Raw genomic sequence first — 13,177 nt, 5'->3', positions numbered from 1 at the left:
GCAGGCCGAAGCCATTCGCAGGCAGCGAGACGGGGGCGTGGTGGCACATAGCCCAGCCCCATCTTGGCAGCAGTGTAGAGCGGACCCGAGCTTTCTGCCGGGTTGGCAAAGAAAATTAACGGAACGCCATGAATGATCCGGGTACCGCGTCGCCTGCTTCGCGGGCTTGCCCGCTCCCACAGGGACCGCGCAGCACCTGAGCCAGTGCAGTACCTGTGGGAGCGGGCGAGCCCGCGAAACAGGCGACGCGGTGCAAGATCGGATGTATCAGGCGCGCAACTGGTACCAGGTGGTCTTGAGCTGCGAATACTTGTCGAACGAGTGCAGCGACAGGTCGCGGCCAAACCCGGACTGCCTGCCGCCGCCGAATGGCACCGTCACGTCCAGCGCATCGACCGTGTTCACCGACACGGTACCGGCCTTCAACGCCCGCGCCACGCGGTGCACCTGGTTGAAGTCATCGCTCCACACCGACGCCGCCAGCCCATAGATGCTGTCGTTGGCCAGGCGCACGGCCTGCTCTTCACTGTCGAAGGCACTGACCGCCAGCACCGGCCCGAATACCTCCTCCTGGGCCAGGCTCATACGGCCATCGACCCCGGCAAAGATGGTCGGCTCGATGTAATTGTCCGAACCATCGATAGTCAGGCGCCGGCCACCGCACACCAACCGCGCCCCGTCCTGCCCGGCACGGGCGATGGCGGCTTCGATCCGGCCAGTCTGCCCGGCATCGACAATCGCACCGGCACGGCTCGCCGGGTCCAGCGGGTTGCCTGGCAGCCACTGGCGGGCCTTGGCCTGCAGGCGCTCGATGAACTCGTCATGGATGGAGCGCTGCACGTACAGCCGCGAGTTGGCCGAGCACACCTCGCCCTGGTTGAAGAAGATGCCGAATGCCGCCTTTTCCGCAGCCAGGTCCAGGTCTTGGCAGTTTTCGAACACCAGGTTGGGGCTCTTGCCGCCGCACTCCAGCCATACCTGCTTGAGGTTGGACTGTGCCGAGTACTGCATGAAGTACTTGCCCACCTGGGTGGAGCCGGTGAACACCAGGCAATCCACGTCCGGGTGCAGGCCCAGCGCCTGCCCGGCCTGCTCGCCCAGGCCCGGCACCACGTTCAGCACGCCCTCCGGTACACCGGCCTGCAGCGCCAGCTGGGCCAGGCGCAGGGCCGAGAACGGTGATTGCTCGGCGGGCTTGAGCACCACGCTGTTGCCAGCGGCCAGCGCCGGGGCGAGCTTCCAGGCGGCCATGTCGAGCGGGAAGTTCCACGGCACCACGGCGGCGACCACGCCGAGGGCTTCGCGGGTGATGGTGGCCAGCGCGTTGGGTGCGGTGGGCGCCACCTGGTCGTACAGCTTGTCCAGCGCCTCGCCGTACCAGGCGAACACTTGCGCCGAGCCCGGCACATCGATGTTGTAGGCGTCCATGACCGGCTTGCCCATGTTCAGCGAGTCCAGCAGGGCCAGTTCTTCGCGATGGGCCATGATCAGCTCGGCCAGGCGCAACAACACTTTCTTGCGCTCCCCCGGTGCCATGCGCGGCCACGGGCCTTGCTCGAAAGCCCTGCGGGCGCTGGCGGCGGCCAGGTCGACCTCGGCCTGGCCGCAGGCGGTGACCTGGGCCAGTACGTTGTTGGTGGCGGGGTTGATGGCGGCGAAGGTGGCACCGCCCTGCGCGTTGACGGGCTTGCCGTCGATCAGTGCATTGGCCGGAAGGTAGAGGTCCGAGGCACGTTGTTGCCAGAATTCGAGGGTGTACATTTGTACTCCAGGCGACCGTCGTGGCGGTCTTCTTGCAATTAACAGATACCACACAGTCCGCAAGCACGCCGCACTCCCTCTTTGGGAGCGGGCATGCCCGCGAAACAGGCGACACGGTGGATGGCACCGGCTTCGCCGGTGTTCGCGGGCTTGCCCGCTCCCACAGGGATCAGCGGTCTAGAGCTTGCCGACCAGGCGCGCCGTGCGGTCCACGGCAATGCGGGTCTTCTCCACCAGCTCATCCAGCTCGCTGTGGTTGGCGATCAGCGCCGGCGCCATGATCATCCGGCCCAGGGTGGAGCGAATGATCACCCCTTCCTCGAAACCGAAGGTACGGCACTGCCATGCCAAATCGTTCTCGTTGGCGAAGCGCTTGCGCGTCGGCTTGTGCTCGGCGAACTGCAGCGCCGCCACCAACCCGGCACCCTGCACCTGGCCGATCAACGGGTGGTCGGCAAACACTTCGCGCAGGATGCGCTGCAGGTACGGCCCGGTGTCGTCCTTTACCTGGCGTACGATGCCTTCGTCACGCAGCGCCTTCAGGTTGGCGATGGCCACCGCCGCCGCCACCGGGTGCCCGGAATAGGTCAGGCCGTGGGCGAACACCCCGCCCCGCTCCACCAGCGCCTCGGCAATGCGCTTGCTCAGTACCAGGCCGCCCATGGGCACGTAGCCGCTGGTCAGGCCCTTGGCGATGGACAGGGTGTCGGGCTCGAAGCCGAAGTATTCGTGGGCGAACCATTCGCCAGTGCGGCCAAAGCCGCCGATCACTTCATCGGCACACAGCAGCACGTCGTACTGGCGGCAGATGCGCTGGATCTCGGGCCAGTAGCTTTCCGGCGGGAAGATCATGCCACCCGCGCCCTGGAACGGTTCGGCGATGAAGCCGGCGACGTTCTCGGCACCCAGTTCGAGGATCTTCTCCTCCAGTTGCAGGGCGCAGCGGCGGCCGAACTCGGCCGGGGTCAACTCACCGCCCTCGGCGTACCAGTAAGGTTCGTCGATGTGCGCCACATCCGGGATCAGCCCGCCCATTTCGTGCATGAACTTCATGCCGCCCAGCGCCGTGGCGGCCAGGGTCGAGCCGTGGTAACCGTTCCAGCGGCCGATCATGATCTTCTTGTTCGGCTGGCCGACCACCTGCCAGTAGCGGCGCACGGTACGGATCAGCACTTCGTTGGCCTCCGAGCCGGAGTTGGTGTAGATCGCGTGGCTGTAGTGCCCCGGCAACAGGCTGAACAGCAGCTCGGACAGTTCGATCACCGCCGGGTGGGTGGTGTGGAAGAACATGTTGTAGTAGGCCAGCTGGTCCATCTGCGTGGCAGCGGCGGCGGTCAGGTCGCGACGGCCGTAGCCGAGCTGGGTGCACCACAGGCCGGACATGCCGTCCAGGTAGCGCTTGCCCTCGCTGTCCCACAGGTGCAGGCGTTCGCCACCGACGATCACGCGCGGCCCTTCGGCGTTCAGCGCCTTCTGGTCGAGAAAGGCATGGATGTGGTGTGCGGCATCGGAGGCCTGGTAGTCGCGGGTCTGGCGTTGCGGGGCGAAAGGCGCATTCATTGTTGGTTTTCCTTTGCGGTGGGTTGCAGGGCGGCTGACGCTCAGCGCAGCTTGCCCATGTAGCTTTCCAGCGGGTCCTTGCCCAGCACGCCCTGGGCATTGGCCAGCGCGTCGATGAACAGGGAGAACAGCTCGGACTGGGTACCGATATCGAGCTTGGCGTAGACGTTCTTGCGGTGTGACTTGATGGTGTCCTCCGACACCCCCAGGCGCTCGGCCAGCGACTTGGTCGAGTGGCCCCGCAGGATCAACTGGGCGATACGGCATTCACGCTCGGTCAGCAGCGAGCTGCCGAAGTTGTTCAGCGCCGCGTGGATGCGCTGCTCGAGGATGTTCTCGAAGCGCCCGCTGCGGCTGTCCAGCCCGACGAAGTGCTTGCCGAGCACCGCCAGCACCCAGGGCGTGATACGCCCGAACAGCGCACGGGTTTGCCCATCGAGCTTTTCGGTGAACGCCATCGATACCGCAAGGCTCTGCCCGGGTGCGACCTGCAGGATGTAGTTGAGCTCGTCCTCCAGGTGCGAGTGCCGGTAGAACGACTGGTAGTACTCGCTGACCTCGAAGTGGTCGGGCGCCACTTCGAACAGGCCATAGCAACCGGACTCGACCTGCTCCACACAGGCCCCGTAGAACGGGTCGAGCAGATAGAAGCCGGACAGGTAGCGGCTGACATTGCCCTCGGGCTGCCAGGGCGCCTTGTCGTCCTGCTCGAACAGCGCGCAGGGCATGCCGTCGTGGGGGTACAGGTACACCGTGGTCGCCTGGATAGGCCGGATCACGCCAAGTGCTGCAAAGAGATTGGCGGCAAAGCCCGGCCGGCCGATCGCCTCGGTGACCTTGGCCAGGTGCTCGAACCACTGTTGCGAAAGCAATTGATCAGTCACTGTGGGCCTGCCGTGTCAAGTAAAGGCACCGCCGCCAGTGCGGTGCGTCGTTGGCCAGATACTCCCATGGCACTGCAAACACCGAAATCACCCTTTGGGGTGAGCAGGCAAAGCCCTCTGCCGGCTCACCCCAAAGGGTGATTCCGGGTACCGGCGGGGTGTGGGAGCATCAACCCGCCCCAGCGCTGCGAGCCACCCGCTCGACCTCCTTGCACAACACCCACCGGTATCGAGCCCGCTCGCATACCGCGGCGTCCTGCATCCCTTTCCAGGAGTTAGCAATGCATACAACAACAAGTACAGCCCATAGCCCTGCACATAGCCCGTCGCAACCCACCGCCAGCAACGGCCGTTTCCGCAAGTCCATGGGGCTGCCCGCCCTGGTGCTGTTCGGCCTGGCCTACATGGTCCCCCTTGCAGTTTTCACCACCTACGGGCTGGTCACCCAGATGACCAAGGGGCACTTGCCCACCGCCTACCTGCTGACCCTCGCCGCCATGCTGCTGACCGCCTACAGCTACGGCCGCATGGTCCAGGCCCACCCCTACTCCGGCTCGGTCTACACCTACACCCGCAAGGCCTTCGGCAGCCACATCGGCTTCATCGCCGGCTGGACCCTGCTGCTCGACTATATCTTCCTGCCGCTGCTCAGCTACCTGCTGATCGGCATCTACATGTCGGAATACTTCCCGGCCATCCACGCCTGGGTGTGGGTAGCGGGTTCCATTGCCCTGGTCACCTTCCTCAACCTGATCGGCATCGAGTCGATCACCCGGGTGAACTGGATCCTGGTGGTGGTGCAACTGGTGTTCATCATCGTGTTTGTCGCCCTGTCCATCCAGAACCTCAGTGGGCAGGCACAGCCGGTGTCGCTGCTGGCGCCGTTCCACCACGAAGGTTTCAGCGTGCCGTTGATCATGACCGGCGCCGCCGTGCTGTGCCTGTCGTTCCTGGGCTTCGATGCGGTCTCGACCATGGCCGAGGAAACCAGCAACCCCACCTACCGCATTCCCGTGGCGATCCTCGCCGTGTCGCTGATCGGCGGCATGTTGTTTCTGGTGGTGTCGTACTGCGCACAGATGGTGTTCCCCGACTGGGGCAGCTTCGCCGACCCGGACTCGGCGTCGGTGGACGTGATGCGCCGGGTTGGCGGCGAGCTGCTGGTGACCGCCTTCACCGCCACCTACGTGGCCGGCTGCTTCGCCTCGGCCATGGTGTCCCAGGCCAGCGTGTCGCGGGTGCTGTTCGCCATGGGCCGCGACGGTGCGTTGCCCCGTGCCTTCGGCCAGCTGGTGACGAAAAAGCGCGTGCCGGCCACGGCTATCCTGCTGGTCAGCCTGCTGTCGCTGATTGCCCTGGTGATCAGCCTCGACACGGTGGCCAACATGATCAGCTTCGGCGCGCTGTTCGCCTTTTCGGCGGTGAACCTGGCCGTGGTCAAGCACTACCTGATCGACCACAAGCTGCGTGGTGCTCGCAACTACCTGCTGTATGGCGCCATTCCCGGCCTGGGCTTCCTCAGCACGCTGTGGCTTTGGAGCAGCCTGACCAGCCTGTCGTTCACCATCGGCTTGTGCTGGATGGGCATGGGCCTGGTGGTGTTGCTGGGGCTTACCCGGGCGTTCCGGGTGAAGCTGCCGGAGTTGCAGATGGCCGAGTGACACGCGCGCTGTCGAGCATTTGCGCGGTCCCTGTGGGAGCGGGTTTACCCGCGAAGCAGGCGACTCGGTGGATGGCACCGGCTTCGCCGGTGTTCGCGGGTGAACCCGCTCCCACAGGGGGCCGTGCATACGATGAAAACTTTTGGAGAAGGCCTTTGCGATAACGATCCGTTATCACCTGATCCGCATTAATCATTATTCAGCACGCATTTCGCCCCCTACAGTCCCAGCCCATCGACTGTCATTGCCAACGGGAAACGAAATGTCCATCGAACACCGCCTGAACCACATCGCCGGCCAGCTCAGCGGCAACGGTGACGTGCTGCTGAACAGCGTCGACGCCCACACCGGCGAGCCACTGCCATACGCCTTCAACCAGGCGACCAGCGACGAAGTCGAAGCCGCCGTGCAGGCCGCCGAGGCTGCCTACCCGGCCTATCGCAGCACCAGCCCGGCCCAGCGTGCCGCTTTCCTGGATGCCATTGCCAATGAACTGGACGCACTGGGCGATGACTTCATCCTGCATGTGACGCGCGAAACCGCACTGCCCGAGGCACGCATCCGCGGTGAGCGTGCCCGCACCAGCAACCAGCTGCGCCTGTTCGCCGATGTGGTGCGTCGTGGCGACTTCCTCGGCGCGCGCATCGACCGCGCGCTGCCCGAGCGCACCCCGCTGCCACGCCCGGACCTGCGCCAGTACCGCATCGGCGTCGGCCCGGTGGCTGTATTCGGTGCCAGCAACTTCCCGCTGGCTTTCTCCACCGCTGGCGGTGACACCGCCTCGGCGCTGGCGGCTGGCTGCCCGGTGGTGTTCAAGGCCCACAGCGGGCACATGCTCACCGCTGCCCACGTGGCCGCGGCCATTGACCGCGCGGTGGCCGGCAGCGGCATGCCGGCAGGCGTGTTCAACATGATCTATGGTGCCGGCGTGGGCGAAGCACTGGTCAAGCACCCGGCCATCCAGGCGGTCGGCTTCACCGGTTCGCTGCGTGGTGGCCGCGCCCTGTGCGACATGGCGGCTGCGCGTGCGCAGCCGATCCCGGTGTTCGCCGAAATGAGCAGCATCAACCCGGTAATAGTCCTGCCCCAGGCCCTGCAGGCCCGTGGCGAGCAGGTAGCCGGCGAACTGGCCGCCTCGGTAGTGCTGGGTTGCGGGCAGTTCTGCACCAACCCGGGCTTGGTGGTGGGCATCAAGTCGCCGCAGTTCGAACGCTTCGTGCACACGCTGGTGGCACGCATGGCCGACCAGGCGCCGCAGACCATGCTCAACACCGGCACCCTGCGCAGCTACCAGAACGGTGTGCAGCACCTGCTGGCGCACCCTGGCATCCAGCACCTGGCCGGGCAGCCACAAGCCGGCAACCAGGCCCAGCCGCAGCTGTTCAAGGCAGACGTGAGCCTGCTGCTTAACAGCGACCCGCTGCTGCAGGAAGAAGTGTTCGGCCCAACCACCGTGGTGGTGGAAGTGACCGATGCCCAGCAACTGGCCGAGGCGCTGCGCCACCTGCAAGGCCAGCTGACCGCCACCCTGATTGCCGAACCCGACGACCTGCGTGCCTTTGCTGCGCTGGTGCCGCTGCTGGAGCGCAAGGCCGGGCGCCTGCTGCTGAACGGCTACCCGACCGGCGTAGAGGTATCGGACGCGATGGTGCATGGCGGGCCATACCCGGCCACCTCCGATGCCCGTGGCACTTCGGTCGGTACCTTGGCCATCGACCGCTTCCTGCGCCCGGTGTGCTTCCAGAACTACCCGGATACGCTGCTGCCGGATGCGCTGAAAAGTGCCAACCCGCTGGGGATTGCGCGGTTGGTGGATGGGGTCGCCAGCCGTGGCGCGGTTTGATCTGACATTGAGGTAGCCTGTACTGGCCTCTTCGCGGGTAAACCCGCTCCCACAGGTACTGCACAGAATTCCAGAACTGTGCCGTACCTGTGGGAGCGGGCGAGCCCGCGAAGAGGCCGGCACAGGATCACCGGCCCTGTATACAATCCGCAAAAACCTTGCTTACAATGCCATGCGCCTATGACATCGGTAATCGCCGATGCGTATTGCGGCAGGCTCAAGCCATGTCATCTACAAATGCTCCAAGAACGCTACTGGTCAAGAACGCCCAACTCCTGGTCACCATGGACGGCGAACGCCGCGAGATCAAGAACGGCGGAATGTTCATCGAAGGCAACCTGATCCGCCAGGTCGGCCCCAGCGATACCCTGCCACAGCACGCCGACGTGGTGCTGGACATGGCCGGCAAGGTGGTCATCCCTGGCCTGGTCAACACCCACCATCACATGTACCAGAGCCTCACTCGCGTGGTGCCGGCAGCCCAGGACGGCGAGCTGTTCAACTGGTTGACCAACCTCTACCCGATCTGGGCACGCCTGACCCCCGAGATGATCGCGGTGTCGACCCAGACCGCCATGGCCGAACTGATCCTGTCCGGCTGCACCACCTCCAGCGACCACCTGTACATCTACCCCAACGGCTGCAGGCTCGACGACAGCATCCATGCCGCCGACGAGATCGGCATGCGCTTCCACGCCGCGCGCGGCAGCATGAGCGTGGGCCGCAGCCAGGGCGGCCTGCCGCCTGATTCGGTGGTGGAGAAGGAAGCCGACATCCTCAAGGAGTCCCAGCGCCTGATCGAGGACTATCACGACGCCAGCCACGGCTCGATGCGCCGCATCGTGGTGGCGCCTTGCTCGCCGTTCTCGGTCAGCCGCGACCTGATGCGCGAAGCCGCCGTGCTGGCGCGCCAGTACGGGGTGTCGTTGCACACCCACCTGGCCGAGAACGTCAACGACATCGCCTACAGCCGGGAGAAGTTCGGCATGACCCCCGCCGAGTATGCCGAGGATCTCGGCTGGGTCGGCCACGACGTGTGGCACGCCCACTGCGTGCAACTCGACCAGCATGGGATCGAGCTGTTCGCCCGCACCGGCACGGGTGTCGCCCACTGCCCATGCTCGAACATGCGCCTGGCCTCGGGCATCGCCCCGGTGCGCAAGATGCGCGACCACGGTGTGCCGGTAGGCCTTGGGGTCGACGGTTCGGCATCCAACGATGGCGCCAGCATGATCGGTGAAGTGCGCCAGGCCTTGCTGCTGCAACGGGTGGGCTTCGGCCCCGACGCGATGACTGCACGCGAGGCGCTGGAAATTGCAACGCTCGGTGGTGCCAAGGTGCTCAATCGCGATGACATCGGCGCCCTCGCCCCAGGCATGGTGGCCGACTTCGTCGCCTTCGACCTAGGCCACGTGGCCTATGCCGGCGGCCACCACGACCCGTTGGCGGCGCTGGTGTTCTGCACCCCGACCCAGGTGCACACCAGTGTCATCAATGGCCGTGTGGTGGTGAAGGATGGCCAGCTGGCCACGGTCGACCTGCCACGGGTGCTGGAGCGCCACAACCAGTTGGCACGCCAACTGGTCTGCGGCGAATAAGCTGCCATTTGGGCCGCCCTGCGGCCCATTGCCTATCAGAGGACCATGACCATTTCATGCCAGGCCATGCCGCCGTGGTCCGATGGCGATGGTTTGATGTACTGATACCCCAGCTTCTGGTACAGCGCCACGTGCTGCTCCCTGCACATCAGGTGAATGGTCAGCTTGCCCGCAGCTTTCATGCGTGCGATGAATTCATCCATCAACCGCTTGGCGTAGCCTTGGCCCTGGTGTGCCGGGTCCACCACCACCGACATGATCACCACGTTTGGCGCCGCCGGGTCATGCCCGACCAGTTCCTTGAATGCCTCGTCGGACATCACCACTTCATGGGCGCAGCCGCTGTTGATGAAACCGACGATCTCACCCGCGCTTTCCAGCAGCAGGAAGCCCTGCGGATACTGCGCGATGCGGGTGCGGATCTTCTCCAGCGTGGCCGCCTCATCGCCTTCATAGGCACCGATTTCGATGGCGTAGCAACGTTCGGCGTCGGCGGCCGTGGGGGTGCGAAACTGAGGGGCGCTCATGGCGGGTTTCCTTGGTAATGGCTGAAAACAGCCGCCATGGTAAATGAGCGCTCGCCGGACTTCACCACGCCATACACCCGGTAGAAAAAAATCCTACAACTTGTTGCCGCTGCGAACTTTTTCCCGTTTACCGGTCTATGTGGGAGGCACAGAAAGGTAGCGGAACGCGAGAGAAGGTTCGCCGACCACCTGCTGGCCAGATGGCTCAATTGTTATCAGAGGTTGGCTTCGCTCATGAAAATACATGTCGCTAGGTTGATGCTGCTCGGCCTGTTCTCGTTCGCGGCAATGGGCACGGCATCGGCAACACAAATGAAGGCGCCCGAAGTAGCCGCCCCGGCGGTTGAATCACCGTTGCAGCCTGCTGGCAACCCTTGGTCCAGGGTGGCCAGTATTGCCGACGAACAGCCAGCCACGCTGCTGGCCCACGATGACGACCGCTGGCATGACCACCGCAGCGACTGGCGCCGCGAACAGTGGCGCCGCGAGCAGGCCCGCCGTGACTGGGAGCGCCGGCGAGACTGGGAACGCCGACGCGACTGGGAGCGGCGCCGCGACTGGGAGCACCGCCATGAGCGGGCCATGCACCACCGCTACCATGATGACCACCGCTACTATCGCCGTTGATCGCAAGCCGCCAACGCGCCCCCTGTAGGAGTGGCCTTGCGGCCTGATCGCGACACAAGACCGCTGCTACAAGGTCCGCGCCAGTCTTTCAGGTGGGGGTATCCCCCGCCGCCTCGGCTTCCATCTTCAAACGGTCGGCCTTGCAAATGTACTTGGGCTTGCGCGGCGCCAGCTTGGCGCTGGCCTTCTTGGCATGCGCCTGCAGTAGCTGCTTGATCTTCTTGCGACGGTTCATTTTCACTCGACCTGTCAGTCCGGTTTGGCGGAACACATCATACCTTGCCTGGGCCAGCGTCTCGTTGACGTTATTTTCACGCTCGGCAGATTAGCGTCACGCCCTTTCCGGCCACGGGCACATCCGTTGGCCGCCAAGCTACGACGAGGCATACGTGTCACACACTGCATCCCCCTCCTCGCCCAAACGCGTGGACTGGGCCGGCCTGGGCTGGCTTTTGCTGTTCTTCTGGTACTTCTCGGGCGTGACCCAGGCGTTGCTGCTGTTCAGTGGTACCACCGGGTTCGCCGGTTTTCGCGATGCATTCTTCCTCAGCAGCCTGTGGCTGGCCCCGGTACTGCTGCTACCGCGCTTCACTCGCGCCACGGCAGCGGTCATCGGCCTGGTGCTGTGGGCTGCTTCGCTGGTGGGCCTGAGCTACTTCGGTATCTATCGCCAGGAGTTCTCGCAAAGCGTCATCTTCGTGATGTTCGAGTCCAACACCGCCGAGGCCGGTGAGTACTTCAGCCAGTACTTCAGCGCCTGGCTGGGCCTGGCATTGCTGCTATACACGCTGGTGGCAGTGCTGCTGTGGAAGCGCGTACGCCCGGTCAGCCTGCCGCTGCGCAGTCGCCTGCCGGTGGTCGCCCTGCTGTTGCTGGCCAACCTGGTGTACCCGTTCTACAAGCAGATGGTAACCCAGCAGCGCAGCTTCGCCGATGCGGCAGAAAAGGTGCAGCAGCGCATGGAACCCGCCGTGCCTTGGCAACTGCTGGTCGGCTACCGCCAGTACCGCCAGCAGCTGGACAACATGCAGGAGCTGCTGGCCCAGAATGCCGCGCTGCCGCCCCTGCAGAACCTGCGTGACAGCAGCGGTGCAGCGCCACGCACGCTGGTGCTGGTGCTGGGTGAATCCACCACGCGCGAGCACATGCACCTTTACGGCTACAACCGCGACACCACGCCCAACCTCGACGCGCTGGCCGCCAGCGACAAGGGCCTGACGGTGTTCCGCAACGTGGTGTCGCCACGCCCGTACACCATCGAAGTGATGCAGCAGATCCTCACCTTCGGCGACGAGCAGAACCCGGACCGCTTCCTCACCGCCCCGTCGCTGATCAACCTGATGAAGCAGGCCGGCTACAAGACCTTCTGGATCACCAACCAGCAGACCATGACCAAGCGCAACACCATGCTGACCACCTTCTCGCAGCAGACGGACGCGCCGGTGTACCTGAACAACCAGCGCAACCAGAATGCCAGGCAGTACGACGACGTGGTGCTGCCACCGTTCGAGGAGGCCCTGCAGGACCCGGCGCCAAACAAGTTCATCATCGTGCACCTGCTGGGTACGCACATGGATTATCGCTACCGCTACCCGAACGACTACGCGCACTTCAACGACCGCCAGGGGGTGCCCGGCAAGCTGACCGATGACCAGGTGGAAACCTACAATTTCTACGACAACGCGGTGCGCTACAACGACTACGTGGTGTCGAGCCTGATCAAGCGTTACTCGGCCGGCAACCCCAATGGTTTCCTGCTGTACCTGTCCGACCATGGCGAAGATGTGTACAGCTCTGGCAACCACGACCGCCTGGGGCGCAACGAAGGCGCGCCGACCCGGCCGATGTACACCATTCCCTTCCTGCTGTGGACTTCGCCCAGCTGGCAGGCCGGGCACCCGCGCGACTTGCAGGCGATGGCCGACCGCCCCTACAGCAGCTCGCACCTGATCCATACCCTGTCCGACCTGGCCGGGCTGAGTTATGACCGTTACGAACCGGCCAAGAGCCTGGTGAGCCCGCAATTCGTGGTGGCACCACGCTGGATTGGCGACCCGTACCGCAAGGATGGCCTGCGCGAGTTCGACCACCTGCCGCTGGACAAGGCCGAGCGGTTGCGGGAGACGGTCAGTAGTGGCAAGACACAGAATGCTGGCCGCCTGAACTGATTGCTTGCTCAGGATGCAGAACAGCTGCCCTGCCGGGCACTCCCCCGCACCGCCTCGGCCAGTTTGCGCAGGTTGGCCTGGTGGGCATTGACCAGGCTGGCGATGCTGTTGTCCGCGGGCGTCTGCAGCGAGGTACGGCAGGTCAGTTCGGCCTCGCCCGAGCGCGTCAGGCGCCATACCGCCTCCAGCGAGGCATAGCGCCCCGGCACGCTATCGAAGCGCTGCACGTCCACCCGCAGCAACGCCTTGCCGCCACCCACCGGCCCGCCCAACTGGTCCTGCAAGGCGCTGCGGAACTCATCCACCAGGTTGGCCCCCCACCACTCCGTCTCGAGGATGGCCAGGCCGCTCTGTCCTTGGCGCACCACCAACTGCGGGCGGTCCACCTGCGGCGGCACGGCCACCCTCGCCACCTGAATGCGCTGGCCACCGTCGCGTACCGGTTCGCTCGGTACCAGCGTGTGATAGTTGTTCGGGGTACTGCTGCAGCCCCACAGCACGGCCAGCAGGCCGGCGCCACACACATTGCGCAGTCGATGCATCGGCTG

The 13,177-nt window shown here is 64.9% G+C and carries 11 protein-coding genes; 5 read left to right on the top strand and 6 right to left on the bottom strand.

The window, feature by feature from the left end:
- Positions 1-267 precede the first annotated feature (267 nt).
- From CAF92_RS16115 to CAF92_RS16105, 3 genes are all read right to left on the bottom strand, one after another.
- Positions 268-1,761, bottom strand: coding sequence for an aldehyde dehydrogenase (locus CAF92_RS16115; RefSeq protein WP_085601366.1), 1,494 nt, complete (start codon positions 1,759-1,761; stop codon positions 268-270).
- Between the two features lie 177 nt (positions 1,762-1,938).
- Positions 1,939-3,321, bottom strand: coding sequence for an aspartate aminotransferase family protein (locus tag CAF92_RS16110; RefSeq protein ID WP_085601365.1), 1,383 nt, complete (start codon positions 3,319-3,321; stop codon positions 1,939-1,941).
- Between the two features lie 41 nt (positions 3,322-3,362).
- A complete protein-coding gene (locus tag CAF92_RS16105; RefSeq protein ID WP_085601364.1) occupies positions 3,363-4,205 on the bottom strand; it encodes a helix-turn-helix transcriptional regulator in 843 nt (280 codons plus the stop codon).
- A 281-nt stretch (positions 4,206-4,486) separates the two neighbouring features.
- Here CAF92_RS16105 and CAF92_RS16100 point away from each other — a divergent pair, with 281 nt between their 5' ends.
- The 3 genes from CAF92_RS16100 (at position 4,487) to CAF92_RS16085 (ending at position 9,307) form a co-directional block, all read left to right on the top strand.
- Positions 4,487-5,866: an APC family permease gene (locus CAF92_RS16100; RefSeq protein ID WP_085601363.1), complete on the top strand. Its 1,380-nt coding sequence runs from the start codon at positions 4,487-4,489 to the stop codon at positions 5,864-5,866.
- A gap of 262 nt (positions 5,867-6,128) precedes the next feature.
- On the top strand, positions 6,129-7,709 hold the full coding sequence (locus CAF92_RS16095; RefSeq protein ID WP_085601362.1) for an aldehyde dehydrogenase (NADP(+)): 1,581 nt from the start codon (positions 6,129-6,131) through the stop codon (positions 7,707-7,709).
- A 224-nt stretch (positions 7,710-7,933) separates the two neighbouring features.
- Positions 7,934-9,307: an 8-oxoguanine deaminase gene (locus CAF92_RS16085; RefSeq protein WP_085601360.1), complete on the top strand. Its 1,374-nt coding sequence runs from the start codon at positions 7,934-7,936 to the stop codon at positions 9,305-9,307.
- Positions 9,308-9,342: 35 nt separating this feature from the next.
- Here CAF92_RS16085 and CAF92_RS16080 read toward each other — a convergent pair whose 3' ends face one another.
- Complete coding sequence (locus tag CAF92_RS16080; protein WP_085601359.1) at positions 9,343-9,834, bottom strand: GNAT family N-acetyltransferase; 492 nt, start codon at positions 9,832-9,834, stop codon at positions 9,343-9,345.
- 258 nt (positions 9,835-10,092) lie between these two features.
- Between CAF92_RS16080 and CAF92_RS16075 the strand changes: the two genes are divergently transcribed.
- Positions 10,093-10,461 (top strand): hypothetical protein, encoded by a 369-nt coding sequence (locus CAF92_RS16075; RefSeq protein WP_046613966.1) that lies wholly within the window; start codon positions 10,093-10,095, stop codon positions 10,459-10,461.
- 88 nt (positions 10,462-10,549) lie between these two features.
- Here CAF92_RS16075 and CAF92_RS16070 read toward each other — a convergent pair whose 3' ends face one another.
- Complete coding sequence (locus CAF92_RS16070; RefSeq protein ID WP_023662626.1) at positions 10,550-10,696, bottom strand: DUF2986 domain-containing protein; 147 nt, start codon at positions 10,694-10,696, stop codon at positions 10,550-10,552.
- Between the two features lie 154 nt (positions 10,697-10,850).
- Between CAF92_RS16070 and CAF92_RS16065 the strand changes: the two genes are divergently transcribed.
- On the top strand, positions 10,851-12,629 hold the full coding sequence (locus CAF92_RS16065) for a phosphoethanolamine transferase CptA (RefSeq protein WP_085601358.1): 1,779 nt from the start codon (positions 10,851-10,853) through the stop codon (positions 12,627-12,629).
- Positions 12,630-12,637: 8 nt separating this feature from the next.
- Here CAF92_RS16065 and CAF92_RS16060 read toward each other — a convergent pair whose 3' ends face one another.
- Positions 12,638-13,171, bottom strand: a complete 534-nt coding sequence (locus CAF92_RS16060; RefSeq protein ID WP_085601357.1) for a membrane integrity-associated transporter subunit PqiC — start codon at positions 13,169-13,171, stop codon at positions 12,638-12,640.
- Positions 13,172-13,177: the final 6 nt, after the last annotated feature.

It is taken from the genome of Pseudomonas sp. B10(2017) (genome assembly GCF_002113295.1).
Lineage (GTDB): Bacteria > Pseudomonadota > Gammaproteobacteria > Pseudomonadales > Pseudomonadaceae > Aquipseudomonas > Aquipseudomonas pudica.
This window is presented reverse-complemented; position numbering and strand designations above follow the sequence as displayed.

What these genes read in the sequence shown, in the direction of transcription:
- CAF92_RS16115 (WP_085601366.1), bottom strand. Translation starts at nt 1,761, where the DNA reads ATGTACACCCTCGAATTCTGGCAACAACGTGCCTCGGACCTCTACCTT.
- CAF92_RS16110 (WP_085601365.1), bottom strand. Translation starts at nt 3,321, where the DNA reads ATGAATGCGCCTTTCGCCCCGCAACGCCAGACCCGCGACTACCAGGCC.
- CAF92_RS16100 (WP_085601363.1), top strand. Translation starts at nt 4,487, where the DNA reads ATGCATACAACAACAAGTACAGCCCATAGCCCTGCACATAGCCCGTCG.
- CAF92_RS16095 (WP_085601362.1), top strand. Translation starts at nt 6,129, where the DNA reads ATGTCCATCGAACACCGCCTGAACCACATCGCCGGCCAGCTCAGCGGC.
- CAF92_RS16085 (WP_085601360.1), top strand. Translation starts at nt 7,934, where the DNA reads ATGTCATCTACAAATGCTCCAAGAACGCTACTGGTCAAGAACGCCCAA.
- CAF92_RS16080 (WP_085601359.1), bottom strand. Translation starts at nt 9,834, where the DNA reads ATGAGCGCCCCTCAGTTTCGCACCCCCACGGCCGCCGACGCCGAACGT.
- CAF92_RS16075 (WP_046613966.1), top strand. Translation starts at nt 10,093, where the DNA reads ATGCTGCTCGGCCTGTTCTCGTTCGCGGCAATGGGCACGGCATCGGCA.
- CAF92_RS16070 (WP_023662626.1), bottom strand. Translation starts at nt 10,696, where the DNA reads ATGAACCGTCGCAAGAAGATCAAGCAGCTACTGCAGGCGCATGCCAAG.
- CAF92_RS16060 (WP_085601357.1), bottom strand. Translation starts at nt 13,171, where the DNA reads ATGCATCGACTGCGCAATGTGTGTGGCGCCGGCCTGCTGGCCGTGCTG.